This window comes from Lactiplantibacillus modestisalitolerans (genome assembly GCF_005405425.1).
Taxonomy (GTDB): domain Bacteria; phylum Bacillota; class Bacilli; order Lactobacillales; family Lactobacillaceae; genus Lactiplantibacillus; species Lactiplantibacillus modestisalitolerans.
The window spans coordinates 1-22,986 of record NZ_BJEA01000024.1 but is presented as its reverse complement, the minus strand read 5'-3'; the positions used below and the strand labels follow the sequence as shown (position 1 = coordinate 22,986).

The window sequence follows — 22,986 nt, the reverse complement described above, 5'->3', positions numbered from 1 at the left end:
CTAACGGTACGCTTGTTAAAGTCAGTTTAAAGGAAAGGGCGTAGCTGAAACTACGCCCTTAGCCATCAAAACAATTTAGCCCGTCCTTTAATATGTATGCAAAAAAGCCCTCGACTGCTAGCGACGGCCGGGGGTCTTTGTGCCTGAATGATTCAGACGTTTTTCGCAGTTAAAGTATAACAGCTCTGTATGATGAAATCTAATCGCGACAAGAAATTAGGAATTAATAAGGGCTGATTAGAAAAAAATAGCCATCCGTTAAGATGGTTTATGTATTGCCCGCCAGCCGGTTTATTTGAGTGTTTTATGTGTTTTTTATGGAAAGTGCACCAAAAAGTGCACCACAAGTATATTTTGAATGCTTATACAGCCTGTAAACGTTGATATAACAGCATTCTACTTCTAGGCTGGTTCGAACCCAGCTAGCCCAATCAAGGGATACATGGTAGTCGTTAGTTAAGGTGAAAACCTTAATTAGCGGCTTTTTTGTTGCATCTCAAAGTGCGCCAAAAATAAAAATGGAACCATTTTGGGAACCAAAGTGCACCAATTTGGACACCACGAAAAATAACTTGTTAGGTGGTGAAGTGCGCATTGGCTGGATAGTGTAAGCATGAATTTTTATTCGCTTGCTAGGTGTACTATACATACGGTAGCGTTTTATAGTCGACACCGGCACATTGGATTAGTATCCGCATAATAAAAATACCCGCCGATGGGAGGAAACCATCTAGCGGATACTTTGAGCCTAATAGGTTGTTTTAATGTGATTAAGTACGTTGCTTACCAGAGTAATACAACCGCATCCTTGAATGCGCTTTGACGCTGTTTAATGGCATCGTCATCCCAGGGGGCGCTTGCTAATTGCCGGGCTAATGCTTGGTTTGCGTGGAGGTTGGATTTCTCCAGGGCGGCCCGTAATTCTGGTTGCTTGAAATTGGCGCGGGCGAGATTTTTCTCCAAAATGGTCCAATTGCCGAGGTACGTTTGGTGGTCGGCAATTTCGGCGTCGTCTGAAATTTGAACTAATTGATAATTATCGTCGTCGAAAACCCGTTGGTAAAGGTCGTCATTATCGAAATCGTCAAAATCAGTTTCGTAAAGTGCGGACAGTAAGTAAACCAGTGTCCACTTTTTGGCGCCCCGGCTACCACCGTCACGACTCATGGCCTCGAAGCTAGTCTTCGTCTGGTCGTCGCTTGGCAATAAGTGGTCAGTCATGTATGTGGTAATGGCGCCCACGTTTTGCAGGTTGAGCGCCCAAATTTGGTGCGCAATGTCTGAAAAGCCGCTTTCCAAAGTGTTCGTCCCGCGGTTCATAATCGTCCGGTGGCGAACGAAAATTGCAATCACTTTTTGCGCCACCTTAAGCATGTCGGTCTCACTAAAACCGCGGTGTTTCAAGGCGAGTAGAATGGGGTAGTAAAGTACCACGTGCATGCGATTTAAAATGTCAATTTGTTGCGTTAACCGTTCATTGTGAAAGAAGAGGTAGTGGGCCTTGGGTGTTAGCGGTGAACGGAGCACGGTGTAAAGTTCGACCAGCTCCTTAAGTTCCTTTAAGAAAATTTTGGCCGTTGCTGGATTATCTACTTTGTCGCTAATCTCACGGTAAAGTCGTGCTTCTGGTACGATGCGGTGTTGTGCAGCCCAGTAAGTGCGGATAAAGCTAGTGATTTGTTTACTATCGTTATCCAGGGGTTCGGTAATGTCATTCCAGGTCTGATTGGCCTCGTCAAGGTCTTGTCCCATCAGTGACATTAAATGATTCTTGATAATATCGGATGCCGTGAGGTCCTTCCCCCGACTATTAAGGGTTTCAAAAATCGTAAAGGCGTCTTGGCGACTAGGTGCGGACAACATCACAATGTAAAAATGGTCAAAAAACGCATCGAAAATGGCTTGCAAGTAGTCAATGCGTTCCCCCAGCGTCTTCCATTCCTTCAGGGCTTTTTGAATCGCCTTGGACATTTGGTTGTACGCGTGGACCATGTTATTTTTGGGTTTAGACGCCAGCTTGATAGTCGGTGCAATCCGTGAATGCGTCAGCTTAACAAAGAACTCGTTGAGCGTTTCATCGCTATCCTTGTCCTGAACTTTTTGGACGGTAAGGGCCGGTTGTTCTTCGCCATTCCCCCGAATAGCTTTGCGGACCTGGTAACTAATGTTGCGGAGGGTGTCGCTGATTTCCTCGTTGAAGTCCGTATCGGGGGCTTCTTTGAGGCTCTTTTCTAAACTGACCGCCATGTCCCGAATGGCTGCCATAAAGATAATACTGGTTGTTAGCCGTTGCTGACCATCAATAATTTCTTGATCCCCCTGGTCATTTTTAAACGTCACGATTTGCCCGAAAAAGTGACTATTGCGACGGCCGTCGATGATGTCTTGTAAGTCGCGCCAGAAATCACCGACTTCGTTGGTCCCCCAAGCGTAGTTCCGCTGATAAAGCGGAACGACAAAATTATTATCGCGAAAAAGATTCTCGATTTTATAACTCGAGGGTGTCGGGATTTGTACTAAAGTAGCCATTAAAAAATTCCTCCAAACCAAAGTAAATAGAAACGGGTATTGCTGGCTTGATTATAACTTAACTTTACTAAAATATATAGATCCAAACTGATGGTGACAGGTGAATTTTCATCGCAAAAAAGCCGCTCCAAGGCCCCTCGGAGCGGCTTTTACTTAAGATTCATCACCACTTGACCATCGGTGTGCTCAGCACGGCCTAAACGGATTGTTTACGCGTGTTCATGGTGCCGCTCAGCCGCCCGTTCCTGGCCGTAAAACCAGAGGTAAGCGCCAAAGAGGGCGTTCGCCAAGGTCACAAGTTGCAGGGCAAACATGGAGGTGGCTGCCGGACTGAGGTCCTTTAGTTGGTTGAACCAGATAATGATGTTGATGACGTCGATGGTGATCCAAGCGTACCATTGCGACCGGTAGCCGTAGACCATTAGGAGCATCCCAATAATCCCAAGCGGTAGTAAGGCGGCATCGAGGTAGACTTGGGTCCCGTTAAGTTGCTTACTGAAAAATAGCACGGTTAAGTAAATGATAATGGTAACGATTAACCAGCAAAGACCGGTTAACCAGCTAAACTTACGGGAGACCAATTCGTGGGTGTCGGTTTGTTCTTCAATTTTGCGGTGCCAAACGGCGATCCCAGCAAATTGCATGACTAAGTAAAAGATCTGAACCGCCACGTCTCCGATTAAGCGGTTAGTGATGGCGATGATGAGCCAACCAACGCAGCCGATGATGCCCCAGCCATAGTTGGTTAAGCGGCCCTGGTCAACTAGAATAAGGTTTACGACAACGGCCAGACTGGTTACGATACTGATCCAGCTGGTGAGGCCGTAGTCGCCACCCAAAATGAAGCCGACTAAGGTGGCGAGGAGCATCAGGCCCATCATAACTTTGGTGACTGTTCGGAGGGTGCGGAGTTCCTGTAGTCCGCGCTGGACGTTAAAGACATCGCGCAGGGCGGCTGGGAGTCCGGCCAAATCCTGCTTGCCGCGGGTGATGAGTTGGCCAAATGATAATTCAGGGGTGCGTTTTGAGTCATTTATCATTGAAAAATTCTCTCCTTAGTTGTTTTTAGACAGCCGTGTTCGGAAGCAACGCTGTTTGATCAGGTAGGTGATAGTTAGCAGGTTAGCGGTCGTGCTGCGGATTGTCAATTCGTAGCGGTGGGGATAATGATTGAATATAACGGTATTAATTTTCGAAAAAAGAGGCCCGTAAGCGCGACCCTAAATTGGTATCGTTTACGAATTTATTTTTTTATAAATCAATTGGGAGATTGCGGACGGTTGGTGTTCGCCGTGTAAGATTGGTATAGTAACATTATTAAGTGTCGCAAATGATGCGGCCGTTTAGTGAGGAGTTTTAATATGAAGATTGGTTTTATTGGCGCTGGCAACATGGGACGGGCCATTATTGATGGTTGGCTAAAAAAGGCGGCGGTTGCGCCTGGCGATATTTACGTACACAGTGCGCACAAACAAAGTTATCAACCGTACGCACAAGCTAACGGGTTAAATGCCGTTGACAGTAATTTGGCGGTTGCGACCGCGGCGGACGTGGTCGTCTTGGCCATTAAGCCCAACATTGCGTTAGCAGCGTTACGGGAAGTCCAACCAGCTTTAGCGGGTAAGTGGGTTATTACGATGGTTTCGGGCCTTAGTTTAGCGGACTATGCCGAGGTGGTGCCCGAAGTCGGTATTTTACGCATCATGCCAAACGTTAACGTCGCAATTGGGGCCGGAATGACCGCCTTGATTGGAAACGACGCGTTAACGACCGCCCAGTATCAAGCGGGTCAACAACTTTTTGATGCCATTGGGGCAACTAGTGAAGTGGCGGAGAAGGATTTTAGTACGTTTGCGGCCTTAGCTGGTAGCTCGCCCGCCTATATCTATTTCTTCATTGATGCGATGGCTAGAGCCGGTGTTAAACACGGGCTTAGCAAGGCGGCGGCCACTAAAATCGCCGCGCAAGCGACCCTTGGTAGCGCCGAGATGGTCTTGAAATCTGATAAGATTCCGTTTGATTTAATTGATCAAGTTTCGTCGCCGGGTGGCACTACGGTGGCCGGATTGTTAGCGATGGAAGAAGCTGGTTTTATGACCGCGGTGGTAAAGGGCATTGACGCTACGATTGCCAAAGAGCTCGGAACCGACTAGCTGATAAGCTTGCTCGGTTGCGGTTCTGCGGTGATTAATCACTAGATAAAAATACTTGGTGTTTGCGGTTGCAAAGTTGGTCTATACCGATTATAATGTAAGCAGTAAATCCAAGGAGGAATTGTTCATGAGCAAAGTGTTAAAACACGCCATCATTTATACTGGTTTGGAAAAAATCGATGACGGCTACATTCGTTTTGGTAAGGAAATTGAAGCGGTTGGCCCAATGGATGACTACGTTGCCCAACCTGACGATGAAATTGAATTTGTAAGTGGAAAGACGATTGTACCTGGCTTTATCGACGTCCACAGCCACGGTGGTTATAGTTTTGATTCGATGGATGGAAATCCTGAAGAAATCAACGAAATGGTTAACGATATGGTGGCCCGTGAAGGGATTACGTCATATTTCTGTACGACCATGACCCAGTCAACGGAAAACTTGAATCATTCGATGGAAGGAATCAAGAAGGCTGCTGAAGAAAACCCAGTTATCCAAGGGGTTCACTTGGAAGGCCCATTCATTTCTGCTGACTTTAAGGGTGCTCAACCTGAAAAGTACATCAAAAATCCAAACGTTGAATTGCTCGACAACTGGAACAAGTTATCTGGTGGTCGCGTTAAGTTAATTACTTACGCACCCGAAGATCCAGGCTCGCGGGACTTTGAAAAGTACTGCTTGGAAAACGGAATTGTTCCTTCCGTTGGTCATAGTAACGCGACTCGTGAACAATTATTAGCAAGTAAAGCAACCCACGTCACGCATTTATACAACGCGCAACGTGAATTCAAGCACCGCGAACCAGGGGTCACTGGCCACGCCATGCTTGAAAACAACATGTACTGTGAATTGATCTGTGACGGTTTCCACATCGTCCCAGACATGATCAAACTCGCTTATGAACAAAAGGGCGTTGACCGCATTGAATTGGTTACCGACTCGATGCGTGCCAAGGGTGAACCAGATGGCGTAAGTGAATTAGGTGGTCAAAAAGTAATCGTTAAAGACGGTCAAGCACGGCTTGAAGCTGGTAACTTAGCCGGTTCCGTGTTAACGTATATTGACGCTTTCAAAAACATTCAGAAATTTACGGGTTGCGGAATTGCGGAAGCTGTTAAGATGGCTTCCGTTAACCAAGCACGTGAATTTGGTTTAACCCAGAAGGGGACGTTGGAAGCTGGTAAGGATGCCGACTTAAACATTTTGGACGGCAACCAAAACTTAGTTGCAACTTATAGTTACGGGCAACACGTAGCCAAATAATTATGATGGAAGTAAGGGATGAAGACCATGAGTTCGCCAATTTATATTCAAATCCACAACCAAATTAAGCAAGCCATTGAGGCCGGACGGTGGGCCGTAGGTGATCGGATTCCGTCTGAACGGGAGCTGGCTAGCCAGTTTGACGTCAGCCGGATGACGCTTCGCCAAGCCATCCAAACGTTGGTTGATGAAGGAATATTGGAGCGGCGGGTCGGCGCCGGGACGTTTGTGGCTAATCAAAAGGTCCAGGAGAAGATGTCCGGTGTGACGAGTTTTACCGATTTAATGTTAGCTCAGGGGAAGGTCCCTTCGAGTAAGACGATCTCGTACCACGTGACGAGCCCGTCGCTCTCGGAAAGTGAAAAGTTAGCGTTGCAACCTAACGAACAGGTGCTTCGAATGGAGCGGATTCGCTACGGCGATGACGTGCCAATCTGTTTTGAAGTGGCGACGGTTCCCGAACGGTTGGTCAAGCAGTTTACGAAGGATGAGATTACGAGTTCGCTTTACCGCACGTTGGAAGCGAAGGCCGGGTTTATTCCGGGTAAGGCGCAACAGACCGTGTCGGCAATGTCGGCTTCGGAGCGCATTGCGGAGTACCTATCCGTTCGGCGGGGCGACGCACTGTTACGACTACGCCAAATTTCGTACTTGCAGACGGGCGAACCGTTTGAGTACGTTCGGACGCAGTACGTTGGTAACCGGTTTGAATTCTATCTTGAAAAATAAACGTGAAAACGCAAGCGTCGTAGTTAGGCTTGCGCGGCAGTTAAAAACGGGAGTGCCCAGCTGGGCATTCCCGTTTTTTCTGTACCAATTGGTGTTGATATGCCGCCAGCAGCGGGGGTAACCGGTTGGCTGGAACACTACATATCATAGAACTGTTTTTTAAGCCCGTTGCTGCTTCGCGATTCGTTTGACGAGTCGGAGGTAGCGCGGCAAAACCAGCATCCGCTTGAGGCGGGTCGGTTCCTGAATTAAGCGGTATAGCCATTCCACGTGGTGCCGTTGCCAGAACTGAGGGGCCCGTTTCACCGCCCCCGCTAAGACGTCGAAGCTTCCACCAACCCCCATCCAGAGCGCATCGTAACGCTGCCGGTACTTTGCAATGAAAAATTCTTGCTTGGGAAAACCGGTGGCAACGAAGATCATGTCGGGTTTGGCAGCGATGATTTGCGCAACGACCGGAGCCTCATCTTGGAAGTACCCGTCCTGCGCCCCCACAATTTCAATCCCGGGGTAGTCGTGGCGAAGCTTAGCCTGGACTTGAGCGAGCACGGCCGGTTTGGCGCCTAAGAGAAAAATTCGCCGGTGCGTTTGGTGTCCCCAAGTGAGCAACGTTAGTAAGGTATCGTAACCCGTAATGCGTTCGGGGAGCGGTGTGCCGAGAAGTTTAGCCCCCTGGATGACACCAATCCCATCGGGGGTAACGTAGTCGGCTTGGTGTAATACCGCCTGGTAGTCCGGGTGAGTCCGGGCGTACATTAAAATTTCAGGGTTGGCCGTTACCACAAAGCGGTTGTGGTGGGCTGCGACGTCTGTTTCTAATTGGTGCACGAACGCTAAGTTAGTTGTTTTAATGAAAGGAACGTCTAAAATTGAGACCGTTTCAAAGGTGGTTACCATAGGACCCCTCGCTTTCTACTATTAATCTAAGTATAGGGAAATCGCAGTTTTCTGCAACTTTTTGGGGTCCCACATTCATTCCCCTGATGAAAAATGCTAAAATAGGCTTAACATATTGTAAACCTGTTTACAACCTACGAAATGGAGAAATTACTCATGACGCAAATCTATCCGGATGATAGTTTGACCTTGCATACGGATGCTTATCAAATCAACATGATTCAAACTTATTGGGAAGAGGGAATTCAAAACAAGCACGCGGTGTTTGAAGTCTTTTTCCGGAAGATGCCGTTTCATAACGGGTACGCAATCTTTGCTGGCCTGGAGCGGATCGTGAATTATATCAATAACCTACACTTTACGGAAACGGATATTGCCTACCTACGCGAAACTGGTAACTATTCGGATGGTTTTTTAGATTATTTGAAAAACTTTAAGTTTGACGCAACGATTCGTTCCGCCCGTGAAGGCGATTTAGTATTTAATAACGAACCGTTGCTACAGGTTGAAGGACCATTGGCAACTTGTCAGTTGATTGAAACCGCATTACTCAATATCATCAATTACCAAACTTTGATTGCAACGAAGGCTGCTCGCATCAAGTCGGTTGTTGGTGAAGACGGACTGTTAGAATTTGGGACGCGGCGGGCCCAAGAATTGGACGCGGCAATCTGGGGAACGCGCGCAGCTTATATTGGTGGCTTTGATGCCACGAGTAACGTTCGCGCGGGTAAAATTTTTGGCATTCCAATTAGCGGAACCCACGCCCACGCGTTGGTTCAAACTTATCGTGATGATTATAAGGCGTTTAAGGCTTACGCGGAAACGCACCACGACTGCGTCTTTTTAGTTGATACTTACGACACGCTGCGTAGTGGCGTTCCAAACGCGATTAAAGTTGCTAAGGAAATGGGCAACCGCATCAATTTCCAAGGGGTTCGAATTGACAGTGGTGACATGGCATACTTGTCCAAACGAGTTCGTGAACAGCTGGATGAAGCCGGGTTCCCGGATGCTAAAATTTACGCCTCCAACGACTTGGATGAAAAGACCATTCAAAACTTGAAAATGCAAGGCGCTAAAATTAGTGTTTGGGGAATTGGGACGAAGCTGATTACCGCGTTTGACCAACCCGCACTGGGAGCGGTTTATAAGATGGTTTCAATCGAAGATGACCAGCATAAGATGGTTGATACGATCAAGTTATCTAATAATGCGGGCAAGGTTTCAACGCCGGGCCAGAAACAAATTTGGCGGATTACGAAGCGTGCGGATGGTAAGTCTGAAGGGGACTACGTTACGTTATACGATGAAGACCCCCGCAATGAAGAATCCATTTACATGTTCCATCCGAGCTATACCTATATTAATAAAACTGTTAGTGACTATGACGCCCGGCCGGTGTTAATTCCAATTTATGATCATGGTAAGCAGGTTTACGACTTGCCTGATTTGGACACAATCAAGCAGTACGCCTACGATAGTTTAGATTCGCTGTGGGACGAATATAAACGGGATTTGAATCCCCAAGATTATCCCGTCGACCTATCACAGAAACTGTATGATCATAAGATGAACATTATTCATTCGGTTCGGGATTGGGTCAATAAGATCGATTATTAGGAGGTAAAGGGGAATGCGGCCATTACAAGCAGAAATTATTAAAACGTTACACGTTGCGCCAAGCATTGATCCACAAGCTGAGATTCGGCGGAGCATCGACTTTTTAAAAGCCTACTTAAAGAAAAATACCTTTTTAAAAACTTACGTCCTCGGAATTTCGGGCGGCCAGGACTCCACGTTGGCTGGTAAACTTGCCGAGATGGCGATCACTGAAATGCGGGAAGAAACTGGCGATGATCGGTACCAATTTATCGCGGTGCGCTTACCATACGGTGCTCAGGCGGATGAAGCTGACGCCATGGACGCAATCAGTTTTATGGCGGCCGACGTCGTCATGCGCGTGGACATCAAGCCCGCGACGGACGCCATGGAGGCGGCTTTAGAAACCAACGATTTAACGATTAGTGACTTTAATAAGGGTAACATTAAGGCCCGTGAACGAATGATCGTACAGTACGGAATTGCGGGTGAACGTGCTGGCGCCGTTGTGGGAACCGACCATGCGGCCGAAGCGGTCACCGGATTTTACACCAAGTATGGTGATGGCGGTGCCGACATCGTTCCCCTGTGGCGCTTAGATAAACGGCAGGGTAAGGCGATGTTGGCCGCCCTTGATGCGCCTAAGCATTTATATGATAAGGTGCCGACGGCTGACCTGGAAGAAGACCGACCAGCCCTCCCTGATGAGGTTGCGCTTGGCGTTCGTTATACCGATATTGATGATTATTTGGAAGGACGAACCATCGCTAGCGACGCGGCTGAAAAAATTGAAAATTGGTACCGGAAGACGGCCCATAAGCGGCACGCGGCGATTAATATCTACGACGAGTTTTGGAAATAGGTGTCAAGACTAATAGTGGACAGTCTCGCTAGAATCCGCTATAATACTCCCATAATCATAAGGGAGTAACTAGCAGAGCAATTCTGCGGCAATGTCGTCAGCAAGAAGCCAATCCGGTATTGTCTTAAATAGTGAGACTTATGTATGTTCACACAAATTTTGCGTGCATACATGGGTCTCATTTTCTATAAGTGGTCAATTTAGAGAATGGGGCTCACAGATGCAAGGAGGAGCTTTCAATGAATAAAGAGCAACCGAAGTACCAACAACCGTTGTCGGCGATTTACACCGAACTGGAAACCAACGAGCAGGGACTTTCAAAAACGACTGCCCAGGCTCGGTTAGAACAGTACGGTCATAACGCCTTGAATCAACAGAAGACGACGACCGTCTTACAGAAGTTTATTGCCCAGTTTAAGGATTTTATGATCATTGTGCTGCTAGTTGCCGCGTTAATTGCCGCGTTCAGTGGTGAAGCGGTTGATGCGATCATTATTTTAATGGTGGTCGTGTTGAACGCCATCTTCGGGGTGTTCCAAGAATCAAAAGCCGAAGAAGCCATTAACGCTTTGAAGGAAATGTCAGCGCCAGACGCGACCGTTTTACGGGATGGTCAGTTACAAACGGTTAAAAGTGATGAGCTGGTTCCCGGTGACATCGTGTCGTTGGAGGCGGGGGATATCGTTCCCGCTGACTTGCGACTAATCGAAAGTGCGTCGCTGAAGGTTGAAGAATCCGCACTGACCGGGGAATCCGTTCCGGTGGAAAAGAACGCGGAGACGCTAGAAGCCGGCGATTTACCAATCGGTGACCGGTTGAACATGGCCTATATGAATAGTAACGTGACTTACGGTCGGGCGACCGGGGTCGTGGTGGCAACTGGAATGCAGACCGAGGTTGGTCGAATTGCCGGGATGATTGAAAATGCTGACGAAACGACAACGCCACTGCAAGCCAACTTGACGCAATTAGGGAAATCATTGACGATTCTGATTTTGGTGATTGCCGCGATTGTTTTCGGGATCGGGATGCTCCGAGGTTCAGAAAGCTTGATCGACATGTTGTTAACGGCGATTTCTTTAGCCGTAGCTGCCATTCCGGAAGGGTTGCCAGCTATCGTGACGATCACGTTAGCCTTAGGAACGCAACGGATGGCTAAGCGCCACGCGTTAGTTCGGAAACTACCTGCGGTTGAAACGCTGGGGAGTACCGACATTATCGCTTCCGATAAGACCGGGACGTTGACTCAAAATAAGATGACCGTTGAAAAGTTAGTGTTAAATCAACAATTAGTGGATGCGCGTGCAACCGAATTACCGGTGGATAGTCACTTAGCGCAAACCATGATTTTAAGTAACGATACCAAAATTATGAGTGACGGCTTAGCGGGGGACCCAACCGAAACGGCCCTAATTCAATATAATTTGGATCAGGGTTATCCGGTTGACCAGCTCTTGACGGATAAGCCGCGGGTTAACGAAGTACCGTTTGATTCAGAACGGAAATTGATGTCAACGGTGCACCCGTTAAGTGACGGTCGCTTCTTAGTAGCGGTTAAGGGGGCGCCGGATGAATTACTCAAACGGGTCACGCGGGTGGAAACGGATGGTCAAGTGACGCCGTTAACGAAGCCCGTTCGGGACCAAATTTTAGCGATTAACCATGAATTAGCGACCCAGGCCCTTCGCGTGCTGGCGTTTGCTTATAAAGAAATTACGACCATACCAGAAACGGTTAATACGGATACGCTTGAAAACGAACTCGTCTTTGCCGGAATGGTTGGAATGATCGACCCCGAACGTCCGGAAGCAGCCCAAGCAGTTGCGGACGCGAAGTCGGCAGGAATTCGGCCGTTAATGATTACTGGTGACCACCGCGATACGGCGGAAGCCATCGCGGCCCGCCTTGGAATTATCGATGAAGGTGATGATGACGCCGTAATCACTGGGGCTGAATTAGATGCGATGAGTGATTCTGAATTTAATCATAAAGTGAAACAATATTCCGTGTACGCCCGGGTTGCGCCTGAACATAAGGTGCGGATCGTTAATGCATGGCAAAAACGCGGTAAAGTGGTTGCCATGACCGGTGACGGGGTTAACGATGCGCCCGCATTGAAAGCCGCGGATATCGGAATTGGGATGGGGATTACTGGGACCGAAGTTTCAAAGGGGGCCAGTGACATGGTCCTCGCGGATGATAACTTTGCCACCATCGTTGTGGCGGTTGAAGAGGGTCGGAAGGTCTTTGCGAACATTCAAAAGGCAATTCAATACTTGCTTTCTGCTAACTTAGGGGAAGTTTTGACCCTGTTCATGATGACGATGCTTGGCTGGCAGATTTTGGCACCGGTGCATATCCTGTGGATTAACTTGGTAACCGATACGTTACCAGCGATTGCGCTGGGGATTGAACCAACTGAAAAGAATATTATGAAGCACCAGCCACGTGGCCGCAGTTCCAACTTCTTCTCCGGGGGCGTTTTCAGCAGTATTTTATACCAAGGGCTGCTTGAAGGGGGCATTACGCTCTTCGTTTACTGGTTAGCGTTAACTTACCCAGTGCACGCAAGTTCGTCACTTGCTCACGCCGACGCGTTGACGATGGCGTTTGCAACCTTAGGCTTGATTCAATTGTTCCACGCGTTTAACTCGAAGTCGATTCACGAGTCGCTCTTCACGGTCGGCTTGTTCCGGAACAAAGCCTTTAACTGGGCGATTTTAGCCGCTTTCGTGATGTTAGCCGTGACAATCGTGGTTCCAGGCTTGAACGGCTTATTCCACGTCACGCATTTAGACGCTTACCAATGGGGAATTGTTGCTTTAGCTTCCTTCTCGATGATCATCATCGTTGAAATTGTTAAGTTCTTTCAACGTCGTCACATGCGGCAAGCATAATTGACGTTGAACTGGTAAAATAGCCTTAACTAACAACTAAGAAAAGAGCGACGACGATGAAAAAAGCAACGGTTCAAACCTACATGCCAGTGTTATCAAAGGTGATTGAAAGTACGGAAAAGATGGGTGAGCAGTTAAACCCCTTCTTTGAAAAGCTTCGCAAAGCAATTGATGATGACGCAGTGGCGGCGATGGTTCCCGCTGAATTTAATGATATTCAGATGGAATTTAGTGATGGAACGGAACAGTACCAGCAGAATTTGAATCAGTTAAAGCGCGCCCAGGTCCCGGTACGACTGATGGGGCGGCATCGTAATTTGGTGACGGCGTATGAGGCGTACGCGAAGGCGTGTGCGGCGATGACGGCGAGCTTAGATATTGAAAATCAGAAGGTCGATGTGGCGGCATTCAACCAGGCGGAAAAGGACCAGGAGGAACAGATGGCCCACGTGTCGGGTGATGTGCAGCGGATTATGAATATGGTGATGTAAAGAGTGCTAAGCGGGGCGCTTAGCTTCCGAGCATAGCCTAGACAAAGCGATGACTGGTGATTTTTGCCAGTTGTCGCTTTGTCGTAGCTAGGCGCAAGAAGCTGCCCCGCTTAGCACGTTTCGACAGAGTAGCAGGAAAGCGTAAAACCAGTTCATAGCTAGCTGTGGCCCTGTCGTAGCTAGGCGGAGGTCACTGCCTTGAATTGCACGTTTCGACAGAGCGGCAGGAAAATGCACAAAGCGATGACTGGTGGTTTTTGCCAGTTGTCGCTTTGTCGTAGCTAGGCGCAAGGAGCTGCCCTGCTTAGCACGTTTTGACAGAATAGTAGTATCAACACCAATTGATACTGCGCTAAAAAAGCTGTCCGTCAGTATAGAACGCTGACGCGACGGCTTTTATGTTGTGATGACAGGGGCTTTAGTTGTTAATTGGGAAGCGCCATTTACTACGCGGAAACGACCAGTAAAACGCGTATAATATAAACAGGAACTAAAGAATGGGTGAAATCATGGATAATCAAATTTTAACGTTAGTGGAACAGACTTTAACTAATTACCGGGGCGGGCAGATCAAGGCCGTCCTGGGATTGATGGATGAAGGCAACACGGTCCCGTTTATTGCGCGTTACCGGAAGGAACGGACGGGGGATCTCGATGAAGTTGCGATTCGCGAAATTAAGGATAATTACGACCGCTTGGCGAGCTTGCAGAGTCGGAAAGCCGATGTGATTAAGTTAATTGACGAGCAGGGGCAGTTGACACAGGTGTTGAAGCGGTCAATTGAGCGGGCGACCAAGTTGCAGGACGTTGAGGACCTGTACTTGCCGTATAAGCAAAAGCGCCGGACGAAGGCAACGGTGGCTAAGGATGCGGGCCTGGAACCGTTGGCAGCTTGGTTATTAAAATTTCCAAAAAGTGGCGTGGAAGCGCAGGCCCAACAATTTGTTGCACCGGATAAGGACGTGGCCGATACGGCTGCTGCGCTGGCTGGCGCCCATGAAATTTTGGCGGAAGCCTTTGGGGACAATGCCCAATTGCGAAACTGGGTACGAAATGACACCCGGGAACGCGGGCACGTGGTCGCCAAGGTTAAACCGAAGGGCAAAGAACTTGATGAACAGGGTGTTTATCAGCAATACTATGACTTTGATAGCCCGTTGAAGCAACTGGTTGGTTACCGGGTGTTGGCTTTAAACCGCGGCGAAAAGGAGAAAGTTTTGCGGGTCGGGATTCAAGTTGACCGCGACGCGTTTGACCGGTACTGTCATTTTCGCTTTATTGGCCAGCATACTGGGCCCGCGGTGGCGCTCGTTGAAGCGGCGTATCAGGATGCTTATAAACGGTTCATTGCGCCAGCTATTGAGCGGGAACTTCGTAATGAGCTGACCGAAAAAGCTGATCAACAAGCCATCCACGTATTTGGGGATAACTTATACCACCTGTTGATGCAGGCGCCATTGAAGGGCCGGGTCGTCCTGGGCTTTGACCCGGCGTACCGGACCGGTTGTAAATTAGCCGTGATGGATGCAAACGGCAAGTTTCTGGATAAGCTGGTGATTTATCCCCATAAACCGGCGGCCCCGGCTAAACGGGCTGCGGCGGCGGATGAGTTTAAGGCCTTTTTGGAAAAGTATCAGGTCGAAATGATTGCGATTGGTAACGGAACCGCGTCGCGTGAATCGGAAGAATTCGTGGCTAAAGTACTTAAAACGCTAGCCCGGCCAGTGTACTACGTGATTGTGAACGAGGCCGGTGCTTCCGTGTATTCGGCAAGTGCCAAGGCCCGCGCCGAATTTCCAACGCTCCACGTTGAACAGCGGAGTGCCATTAGTATTGGTCGACGACTGCAAGATCCCCTTGCAGAATTGATTAAAATCGACCCGAAGTCGGTGGGAGTTGGCCAATACCAACACGACGTCCCGCAAAAGGAATTAACCGCTCAATTAGATAACGTAGTCGAAACCGCAGTTAACCAGGTTGGGGTGAACTTGAATACGGCAAGTGCGGAGCTGTTGACGCATATTTCAGGTTTGTCGGCTACGATTGCGACGAACATCGTAGCGTATCGGGATGAAAACGGCCGCTTTGCTAGTCGGCCGCAACTGAAAAAGGTCCCGCGCTTAGGGCCGAAAGCTTATGAACAATCGGTTGGTTTTTTGCGGATTATTAATGGTAAGACCATTTTTGATAATACGGATATCCACCCCGAAAGCTATCCGGCGGCGAAGGCGTTACTAACGGCGGCTGGCCTGAAAGCAACGGATGTTGGGACTGCCAAGGCGCAACAATTAAATCGGTTAGACTTGCAACGGCTGGCACCGGAAACTGGCGTTGGGGTGTTAACGCTGAAAGATATTGTTCAGAGTTTACAAAAACCCGGCCGTGACGTCCGGGATACGATGCCGGCACCGTTGCTTAGACAGGACGTGCTGAAAATGAGTGATTTACGGCCCGGTATGCAATTACAAGGAACCGTGCGCAACGTGGTTGATTTTGGGGCGTTCGTTGACGTCGGGGTTAAGCAGGACGGCTTGGTCCACGTGTCCAAGCTAACGAATAAGTTCTTAAAGGATCCCCGACAAGCAGTTGCGGTTGGTGATATTGTGACCGTGTGGGTTGACGAAATTGATGAACGGCGGCAGCGGATCGCGTTGACCATGATTAAACCGCAGGCGGCTAATGACTGATGCCGAACTCCAAACGCTGGTTTGCGAAATTTCAAGGCGAGCGTTTCAACGCCCGTTTAACCACCAGGCTGTTTTTAATGCGCGCCTAAGGACAACTGGTGGTCGCTACCAGCTGCAAAGCCATAATATTGATATTAACCCGAAGATGCTGACGGATTTTGGTCGTGCGACCCTGATTGGGGTGATTAAGCACGAGTTGTGCCATTACCACTTGCACCTGACGCACCGGGGCTATCGTCACCGGGACCCGGCGTTTAAGCAATTGTTAGCTCAAGTTGGCGGTTCCCGGTATGCGCCGGCACCGAAGCAACCGCGCGTGCGCACTTACCGATATACCTACCAGTGTCAGCGTTGTGGACAATTGTACCGGCGGCAACGCCGGATGGACCCCACGCGTTATACTTGTGGCCGGTGTCGGGGACCCATCAAGTTAATTTGAAAGTATTTGCTTAACACCGGGGCTTTCGATAGAATGGGTTTACAATATTAAAAATGATGGAGGGTTTACGATGGAAACGATTAAAATTGGGATTGTCGGGCTAGGTACCGTTGGGACCGGCGTTGTTAAGATGTTACAAGCCCACCAAGCTAAAATTTCCGAAATTACGGGTCGGAAATTAGAGTTGGCCTGCGTGGTCGTGCATAATTTAAAAAAGCATCAACAAACGGACTTAGGGGACGTTCAACTGACCGACAAGATTGAAACGTTACTATCGGATCCTTCTATTCAAATCATGGTTGAAGTTATGGGCTCGATTCACCCAGCAAAGGAATACATCACTCGGGCCCTCGAAGCGGGGAAGCACGTGGTGACGGCCAATAAGGACCTAATTGCCCAGTATGGACGCGAACTCGTGCACATTGCGCGGGAACACCACCGCGATTTATTCTATGAAGCCAGCGTGGCTGGTGGGATTCCAATTTTACGGACCATTGATAACAGTTTTGCGGCCGATAAAATTCAGCGGGTGATGGGAATCGTCAACGGGACGACTAACTACATCATGACGCAGATGCTAACGAAGCACTGGTCTTACGATCAAGCGTTGAGTTCCGCGCAGGCGTTGGGCTTTGCCGAAAGTGATCCGACGAACGACGTGGAAGGGCTCGATGCGGCCTATAAGATGATTATTTTGACGCAGTTTGCGTTTGGGATGAGTTTATCGATGGACCACGTTCAGGTTCAAGGAATTACCAAGATTAGTCCGGAAGACATTGCGGAAGCCCATCAATTAGGCTATACCATTAAGCTATTGGGGATTGCGGAAGAAATTGAGGACCGGATTGCCGTCTCAGTTGGACCGGTGCTGGTTTCGGATCAGCACCCGTTAGCAACCGTTCAAAATGAAAATAACGCCGTGATGGTTACCGGGACGGCCGTGGGTGACACAATGTTTTACGGCCCGGGTGCCGGCGAATTACCGACGGCGAACAGTGTTTTGAGTGACATTACGACGGTGGCCAAGAACATCGCTTTGGATACGACTGGTAATACTTTTAATTCGTACCGCCAAGATACCGTTTTAGCCAAGCCAGTTGACGTGGTTTATCCGCACTTTATCGCCCTCCGGATGCGCGACGTGCCCGGGATGATGATGAAGTTGACTGCCATTATGACCAAGGCCGAAGTTTCGTTTAGTCGGATTATTCAGAGTCAATTAGGTGACGGCAACGCGCGGGTCGTGATCATTACCCACGCCATGAATGACCAGCAGTTAGCGGAAATTACTCACGCGATTGGCGAACAGGCGAACATGCAACTGTTGGCAAGTTATAAAGTTCTGAAGAATGCGTAGGTGAGCTCATGTTAACCATTACAGTACCGGCGACGTCCGCTAATTTGGGGCCGGGTTTTGATTCAATCGGAATCGCACTGGATATGCAACTGACTCTGCAGGTGGTGCGTCCCAGCGACCATTGGGAAATTAAGCACCCGTTTGGTGACGAGGTGCCGACGGATGAACGTAATTTAATTATTAAAACCGCTTTAGGGTTAGAACCGACGCTTCAACCGCAACAGTTGCAGATGGCGTCGAAAATTCCGTTGGCCCGCGGGCTCGGTAGTAGTTCGACCGCGATTGTGGCGGGGCTAGTATTAGCCAATGAATTAAGTGGCAATAAGCGCTCGTTAACGGACTTGCTCCAGGTAGCGACCCAGTTAGAGGGACACCCGGATAACGTTGCGCCCGCGCTTTTAGGGGGCCTAGTGGTAGCGACGGTGGTTGATCAGCAAGTCCGCGCGGTTAAGTTACCGTTACCGAACCTGTTTGCCAGCGTCTACGTCCCAAACGAAGAATTATTAACTTCGGCGAGCCGCGAAGCGCTACCGACAGAATTATCTTATCAACAGGCGATTGCGGGAAGTAGTGTTGCCAATACGTTGGTAGCCGCCCTGGCGTCTCAAGATTGGGCGGTGGCGTTGCCGTTGTTAGAGCGTGACCAATTCCACGAACAGTACCGCGCCAAGTTAGTACCGGCTTTAGCTACAGTGCGGCAAATGGCCCACGAACTCGGACTGGCGGGAACATATTTAAGTGGTGCCGGTCCAACCGTTATTACGCTAGGTGATTACGGCCAGCTGATGGCGTTGCAGCAACAATTGAAGCAAAATCCGGCCTTGACGGGGCAATTACACCTGTTGCCAGTTGACGCAACCGGAGTAAAAGTTCAGAAAGTTTAGTTTTAGTGCTTGTCAGACTCACAAAATTTTGTTAGAATATTTTTTGTGAGTTATTGATGCGGCCATGGCGGAATTGGCAGACGCGCAAGATTAAGGATCTTGTCGGGGTTAACCCGGTGGAAGTTCGAATCTTCTTGGCCGCACTAACGAATATAAGAGCTTTGAAATGCTGGTATACCGGTGTTTCAAGGCTCTTTTGTTTTAGTGTTCGAACCTACATTTGTGCGAATGATGCATATTTTGATGCATGGGTAGGTCTTAACAGCAGGCATAGCAAGGGATGGGAGCGTTTTTGAATGTCACGGAAAGTGTTAAATTGGTTTAAATCATTGTTTAAAAAGGCTGATTTATATAAAGTTAATAAGAAAAAGGTCTATAGAATGTATGTTGAATCTGGATATTCGCCAGAATTAGCAAATATATATACAGAATATTTCAACTGGGTTCCTGTTCATTGGGGAATGGTCTTACGGTTTAATGATGATGTTTATTATAGTTGGTGGTTTTTTTATATTTTGAGACCTATTGCGTTGGTATTAGGTCTTATAGCATTTGTTATTGGTATTTTTACGTGTGAGAGTATCTTTTTTCACACTCCTATGAAGAATATTAAAGGTAATGCAATTATTTTTGGAATAGTGATGGTAGTATTCTTGGCTTTTTTAGCATTGTTAATCCTGATAAACCATTTTGTTAAAGGAAAGACAAGTCAATTGAGTTTTGATAAAATCCTAATTAAGAATAATATTAACGATGTAGAGACGCTTGATGAGTATATTGATGAAATGGAAAATATTTTGAATAGACCCCATGATGATAAAAGATGGTTTAATATAAATACATATTTTTGGACTTTTTCTGTGCCCATTCTAAGTATGTTTTTGGCAACAACTGCAGACAAAAAGTTGAAGGCAACATTTGCAAGTATATTTGAAGTTTCTTTAGTAGCAATGTTAATTATTTGGTTTATCAGAATAATTATCGGAAATGATGTTCCAAAAATGTTTCGAAATGAACGAGTAAAAGACAATGTTTTTATCGGGTTGCTTCGAAGTACTCGAAGAAGATGGAAAACTGAAGGAAAAGACAATTACAATTCACCGAATAACAAAAGTGTTAACTCAGATGAACTGACTGAAACTCTCCGAAGTATCGATGACAAATTATCCAAAGTAAATAAGACCAGTCAAAAAAGAACACGTAGACGTTAAAGTCCACGTGCTTTTTTAATACTCAGATTTAATCATCATCCAAGATAATTAAATCAATGTTACTTAATTGTTTTTGGTCTTCATCCAAGGCATCTACATAATACCTAAGGAAGGTTGCTACTGTATGACCTAAACTTTTAGCTACCGTAGGGGCGTCCTGCGTCTTTTTATACATCAAGGTGGCATAAGTGTGCCGTAACGAGTAAAGACTGTATTTGGGGATGTCAGGGTGGTCAGCGATGGCGGTTGTCCACCTGCGACCTAAGTAAGGCACTGCAAATGGTAGGCCATTACCGTGGGCAAACAGGAAATAGAGTTTTTCGCTGTTGGGCGTTTCCTGCCAACCGTAATCAGCGTGTTTAGCCATTAAGCGTTTGATAACTTTGATTTGGTCAATAATCGTTTCTTTAACTATGTTATTAAAATAAACTCGCCGGTGAACGCCGTTCTTGGTTGGCCCTAACCGTTTACGTTGTCCTTTAACACCGGTAATGGCTTTATCAATTTGTAAATACTGCTCCTTCAGGTTAACTGAGTTATTGATATCTAGGGCGGCCATTTCTTGGTCGCGTAAACCGGTATTAGCCATGATGACCACAAAATTGTAGAACCAATGTGGGACTGTTTCGTCAGTTGCTAATTCGGTGACAATGAATTTTAACTCTTTTTGTGAATAAACTTGGTGAATAATTTGTTTATGCTTGGTCGTTTGCGACCGGGTTGGATTCACAATTAAATTACTGAGTTGCATTTCTCGGATATTGTTCTTTTCAATAATCCCCATGTCAACGGCTGGGTTAAGCACACTGCTGAAGTGCCCTACAATCGTTAGACAGATGAGTCTAACGATTGTAGGGTTTTTCTTATAGTGAAAAATAAACCACAAGTTTTACTTGTGGGGGTCAGAAATGGCTTTAACTAAAAAAACATCCTTTCGGTATACTGTTTATCGGCTACCAACCAAATTAAACAGAGCGAGAGGATGTTTTATATGTCTAAACAAAGTAAAGACGATAGTAGCTTAGCACATACCCGTTGGAATTGTAAGTATCATATTGTGTTTACGCCAAAGTATCGACGAAAAATTATTTACGGTAAGTTGCGAGCGGATATAGGAAAAATATTAAGGCGGCTTTGTGAGTTAAAAGACGTCGAAATAATGGAAACGCATGCAATGCCGGATCATATCCATATGTTGGTGAGAATCCCACCCAAAATGAGTGTATCTAGTTTTATGGGTTATTTAAAAGGTCGTAGTGCGGTAATCATACATGAACGACACGCCAATTTAAAATACAATTATGGTAATCGGAGCTTTTGGGCCCGTGGATATTATGTTAGTACAGTCGGACTAAATCAAAAAACCATTGCCAAGTATATTCGAGAACAGGAAGCTGAAGATCGAGTGAACGACAGTATGACGAAACGTGAGTATCGAGATCCATTTAAAAAATAAAAGCAATCAGTAAAGCGAACGTGAGCGGTTGGTAGTCTTTTGTTGGGCCCCTTTAAGGGGCTTTTTGCGTGTGGTGAGCCCTTCTAGGGCTAATAAAAAGCCACCCGCTATGCGGGTGGATATTTACTGTAATAAGAAGTTTTTAAATTCAGAACGTCATCTGCCCACGAAAAGAATGCGTTGAAAGTCCTCTTAAAATAACTGCTAAATACACTTTACAAATGAAAGGTAATAGGATATTATATTAATCGTAGCAAGTTACTTGAAGACTTCGAAGTATTGAAGTTCTTCTTAGGCCTAAATAGAAAGTGGGAATTTACATGTCTAAGGCAAATGTTCCGTTTAATGAGCAGTTATATAAGGTAATTCAAAAAGCTGGTGAAGATGGCATTACAACAAAGCGACTTAATGATACTTTTTCAAACCATACCCCATCCTCAATATCAGGTGTTTTAAACGGTATGAAAAATGAACATCGTGTAGAATCAATTGGCCGTGGTAAATACCGGATATCTGATAAGACTAAATTTGCTAAAGATACTAATGTGAAGAAGTTAGTGGTTGGCGACTTGAAGAATGTTAAGGACCAGTATGACTTAAAGCTATCCGAATATAATGAGCTATCTAAAATCCAACAAGAACAATTAGCTGAAGCACTAAAAATTATTGAAAATGCCATTGAGGATTTAACTGAAGAAGACTAAAGGTTTACGTTAAAAGAGTCCGTTGTTGGACTCTTTTAATTTTATATATTAATAGAAGTAAAATGCATCATTGACATCGAACTCACAGGATTTAACTACTCATCCAGAGTTAAAACAAGGGTATTAAGTGTAGAAAGGATGAGGTTTAGATGTTAAATGCGACTCAAAGAGTACTAACAGGGGTTAAAGAAGTGCTGGCCAATAGTGATGAACTCACGCAAAAGGAGATTTGGGATAAGTTATCTAAGGATAGAAGGCTAAAAACGGCGATATTTACTAGTGCCGGTCATCCACGGTTTGGTGTGTTGCAAGGATTATTGGGAAGGGTTGTGTGTGGTAAGGTCCCCGGTTTAATTGCGATTGTTGATGATTTCGGAACTAGAAAGTATAAATAAGCCGAAAATAATTTGTTGGACATAATCCCGTATTTTGAGCGTATGTAAAAACAATTCGATACTATTCGGCTTAGAAAAGATCACTTAAACGGGAATCAGAAAATGCTACTAGACCGGGTTAAGGACGATTTTAACCAGTTACAACGTGATTTAGACGAGGTTAAGTTGGCATTTAAGCCAGTAAGAAGTGAGTAGTATCAGTGCTTTAAGATTTTCTTGATGTAAATTTTGATGCAGAAGATTTTAGAATCGGCTGGAACGCGTTAAGCTAGAATGCATTCAGAAAACGAGACAAGCTAAGACACTGTAAGGTTCATTAATTTTTGGTGCATCAAGAATTTAAGGATTTTTTGATGCAAAAAATACTAAGCTTAGAGGCATAGAAGTTACCCGACGGGGTGCTCCTATGCCTCTATTACTTTATAGTGG

Annotated in this window: 19 protein-coding genes and 1 tRNA gene; 16 read left to right on the top strand and 4 right to left on the bottom strand. The window is 46.6% G+C overall.

All coding sequences use genetic code 11. From position 1 onward, the window contains the following. Positions 1-783 precede the first annotated feature (783 nt). Together FFM79_RS11980 and pnuC are read right to left on the bottom strand one after the other, a co-directional pair. Positions 784-2,529, bottom strand: a complete 1,746-nt coding sequence (locus FFM79_RS11980) for a DUF262 domain-containing protein (protein ID WP_137643721.1) — start codon at positions 2,527-2,529, stop codon at positions 784-786. Positions 2,530-2,738: 209 nt separating this feature from the next. Beyond that, positions 2,739-3,569 carry a nicotinamide riboside transporter PnuC gene (gene pnuC / locus FFM79_RS11975; RefSeq protein WP_137643720.1) on the bottom strand — a complete coding sequence of 277 codons (831 nt, stop codon included), beginning with the start codon at positions 3,567-3,569 and terminating at the stop codon, positions 2,739-2,741. Positions 3,570-3,890: 321 nt separating this feature from the next. Between pnuC and proC the strand changes: the two genes are divergently transcribed. The 3 genes from proC to FFM79_RS11960 all read left to right on the top strand — a co-directional run bounded on the left by proC (position 3,891) and on the right by FFM79_RS11960 (position 6,675). After that, the gene (proC, locus tag FFM79_RS11970) at positions 3,891-4,682 is read left to right on the top strand and encodes a pyrroline-5-carboxylate reductase (protein ID WP_137643719.1); all 792 of its coding nucleotides are present in this window, start codon (positions 3,891-3,893) and stop codon (positions 4,680-4,682) included. Positions 4,683-4,809: 127 nt separating this feature from the next. Next, entirely contained in the window at positions 4,810-5,946 is a 1,137-nt protein-coding gene (gene nagA / locus FFM79_RS11965) for an N-acetylglucosamine-6-phosphate deacetylase (RefSeq protein WP_137643718.1), read from the top strand. A gap of 27 nt (positions 5,947-5,973) precedes the next feature. Next, complete coding sequence (locus FFM79_RS11960; RefSeq protein WP_137643732.1) at positions 5,974-6,675, top strand: GntR family transcriptional regulator; 702 nt, start codon at positions 5,974-5,976, stop codon at positions 6,673-6,675. Positions 6,676-6,834: 159 nt separating this feature from the next. Here FFM79_RS11960 and FFM79_RS11955 read toward each other — a convergent pair whose 3' ends face one another. Beyond that, positions 6,835-7,572, bottom strand: a complete 738-nt coding sequence (locus FFM79_RS11955) for a WecB/TagA/CpsF family glycosyltransferase (RefSeq protein WP_137643717.1) — start codon at positions 7,570-7,572, stop codon at positions 6,835-6,837. Between the two features lie 156 nt (positions 7,573-7,728). Between FFM79_RS11955 and FFM79_RS11950 the strand changes: the two genes are divergently transcribed. From FFM79_RS11950 to FFM79_RS11905, 10 genes are all read left to right on the top strand, one after another. Next, positions 7,729-9,195: a nicotinate phosphoribosyltransferase gene (locus tag FFM79_RS11950; RefSeq protein WP_137643716.1), complete on the top strand. Its 1,467-nt coding sequence runs from the start codon at positions 7,729-7,731 to the stop codon at positions 9,193-9,195. Positions 9,196-9,208: 13 nt separating this feature from the next. After that, positions 9,209-10,036 (top strand): NAD(+) synthase, encoded by an 828-nt coding sequence (nadE, locus tag FFM79_RS11945; RefSeq protein ID WP_137643715.1) that lies wholly within the window; start codon positions 9,209-9,211, stop codon positions 10,034-10,036. A 239-nt stretch (positions 10,037-10,275) separates the two neighbouring features. Next, on the top strand, positions 10,276-12,933 hold the full coding sequence (locus FFM79_RS11940) for a cation-translocating P-type ATPase (RefSeq protein WP_137643714.1): 2,658 nt from the start codon (positions 10,276-10,278) through the stop codon (positions 12,931-12,933). 56 nt (positions 12,934-12,989) lie between these two features. Beyond that, the gene (locus FFM79_RS11935) at positions 12,990-13,424 is read left to right on the top strand and encodes a hypothetical protein (RefSeq protein ID WP_137643713.1); all 435 of its coding nucleotides are present in this window, start codon (positions 12,990-12,992) and stop codon (positions 13,422-13,424) included. Positions 13,425-13,933: 509 nt separating this feature from the next. Next, entirely contained in the window at positions 13,934-16,111 is a 2,178-nt protein-coding gene (locus tag FFM79_RS11930; RefSeq protein ID WP_137643712.1) for a Tex family protein, read from the top strand. Beyond that, positions 16,104-16,550 (top strand): SprT family protein, encoded by a 447-nt coding sequence (locus FFM79_RS11925; protein ID WP_137643711.1) that lies wholly within the window; start codon positions 16,104-16,106, stop codon positions 16,548-16,550. Before FFM79_RS11930 ends, FFM79_RS11925 begins: the two co-directional genes overlap by 8 nt. A gap of 70 nt (positions 16,551-16,620) precedes the next feature. After that, positions 16,621-17,907: a homoserine dehydrogenase gene (locus FFM79_RS11920; RefSeq protein ID WP_137643710.1), complete on the top strand. Its 1,287-nt coding sequence runs from the start codon at positions 16,621-16,623 to the stop codon at positions 17,905-17,907. 8 nt (positions 17,908-17,915) lie between these two features. Next, the gene (gene thrB / locus FFM79_RS11915) at positions 17,916-18,791 is read left to right on the top strand and encodes a homoserine kinase (protein WP_137643709.1); all 876 of its coding nucleotides are present in this window, start codon (positions 17,916-17,918) and stop codon (positions 18,789-18,791) included. Between the two features lie 58 nt (positions 18,792-18,849). Continuing rightward, positions 18,850-18,934 (top strand) — tRNA-Leu (locus FFM79_RS11910). 153 nt (positions 18,935-19,087) lie between these two features. After that, on the top strand, positions 19,088-20,002 hold the full coding sequence (locus FFM79_RS11905; RefSeq protein WP_137643708.1) for a hypothetical protein: 915 nt from the start codon (positions 19,088-19,090) through the stop codon (positions 20,000-20,002). Between the two features lie 28 nt (positions 20,003-20,030). Here the strand turns inward: FFM79_RS11905 and FFM79_RS11900 are convergent, their stop codons facing one another. Further along, positions 20,031-20,807: a tyrosine-type recombinase/integrase gene (locus FFM79_RS11900; RefSeq protein WP_137643707.1), complete on the bottom strand. Its 777-nt coding sequence runs from the start codon at positions 20,805-20,807 to the stop codon at positions 20,031-20,033. 186 nt (positions 20,808-20,993) lie between these two features. Between FFM79_RS11900 and tnpA the strand changes: the two genes are divergently transcribed. The 3 genes from tnpA (at position 20,994) to FFM79_RS11885 (ending at position 22,557) form a co-directional block, all read left to right on the top strand. Then, a complete protein-coding gene (gene tnpA, locus FFM79_RS11895; RefSeq protein ID WP_137643706.1) occupies positions 20,994-21,458 on the top strand; it encodes an IS200/IS605 family transposase in 465 nt (154 codons plus the stop codon). Between the two features lie 320 nt (positions 21,459-21,778). Then, positions 21,779-22,162, top strand: coding sequence for a hypothetical protein (locus FFM79_RS11890; protein WP_137643705.1), 384 nt, complete (start codon positions 21,779-21,781; stop codon positions 22,160-22,162). Positions 22,163-22,311: 149 nt separating this feature from the next. After that, complete coding sequence (locus tag FFM79_RS11885) at positions 22,312-22,557, top strand: hypothetical protein (RefSeq protein WP_137643704.1); 246 nt, start codon at positions 22,312-22,314, stop codon at positions 22,555-22,557. Positions 22,558-22,986: the final 429 nt, after the last annotated feature.

Coding starts and splice junctions, on each gene's coding strand:
- FFM79_RS11980 (WP_137643721.1), bottom strand. CDS start 2,529: ATGGCTACTTTAGTACAAATCCCGACACCCTCGAGTTATAAAATCGAG.
- FFM79_RS11950 (WP_137643716.1), top strand. CDS start 7,729: ATGACGCAAATCTATCCGGATGATAGTTTGACCTTGCATACGGATGCT.
- nagA (WP_137643718.1), top strand. CDS start 4,810: ATGAGCAAAGTGTTAAAACACGCCATCATTTATACTGGTTTGGAAAAA.
- FFM79_RS11925 (WP_137643711.1), top strand. CDS start 16,104: ATGACTGATGCCGAACTCCAAACGCTGGTTTGCGAAATTTCAAGGCGA.
- FFM79_RS11905 (WP_137643708.1), top strand. CDS start 19,088: ATGTCACGGAAAGTGTTAAATTGGTTTAAATCATTGTTTAAAAAGGCT.
- tnpA (WP_137643706.1), top strand. CDS start 20,994: ATGTCTAAACAAAGTAAAGACGATAGTAGCTTAGCACATACCCGTTGG.
- FFM79_RS11920 (WP_137643710.1), top strand. CDS start 16,621: ATGGAAACGATTAAAATTGGGATTGTCGGGCTAGGTACCGTTGGGACC.
- nadE (WP_137643715.1), top strand. CDS start 9,209: ATGCGGCCATTACAAGCAGAAATTATTAAAACGTTACACGTTGCGCCA.
- FFM79_RS11890 (WP_137643705.1), top strand. CDS start 21,779: ATGTCTAAGGCAAATGTTCCGTTTAATGAGCAGTTATATAAGGTAATT.
- pnuC (WP_137643720.1), bottom strand. CDS start 3,569: ATGATAAATGACTCAAAACGCACCCCTGAATTATCATTTGGCCAACTC.
- thrB (WP_137643709.1), top strand. CDS start 17,916: ATGTTAACCATTACAGTACCGGCGACGTCCGCTAATTTGGGGCCGGGT.
- FFM79_RS11930 (WP_137643712.1), top strand. CDS start 13,934: ATGGATAATCAAATTTTAACGTTAGTGGAACAGACTTTAACTAATTAC.
- proC (WP_137643719.1), top strand. CDS start 3,891: ATGAAGATTGGTTTTATTGGCGCTGGCAACATGGGACGGGCCATTATT.
- FFM79_RS11885 (WP_137643704.1), top strand. CDS start 22,312: ATGTTAAATGCGACTCAAAGAGTACTAACAGGGGTTAAAGAAGTGCTG.
- FFM79_RS11955 (WP_137643717.1), bottom strand. CDS start 7,572: ATGGTAACCACCTTTGAAACGGTCTCAATTTTAGACGTTCCTTTCATT.
- FFM79_RS11935 (WP_137643713.1), top strand. CDS start 12,990: ATGAAAAAAGCAACGGTTCAAACCTACATGCCAGTGTTATCAAAGGTG.
- FFM79_RS11960 (WP_137643732.1), top strand. CDS start 5,974: ATGAGTTCGCCAATTTATATTCAAATCCACAACCAAATTAAGCAAGCC.
- FFM79_RS11940 (WP_137643714.1), top strand. CDS start 10,276: ATGAATAAAGAGCAACCGAAGTACCAACAACCGTTGTCGGCGATTTAC.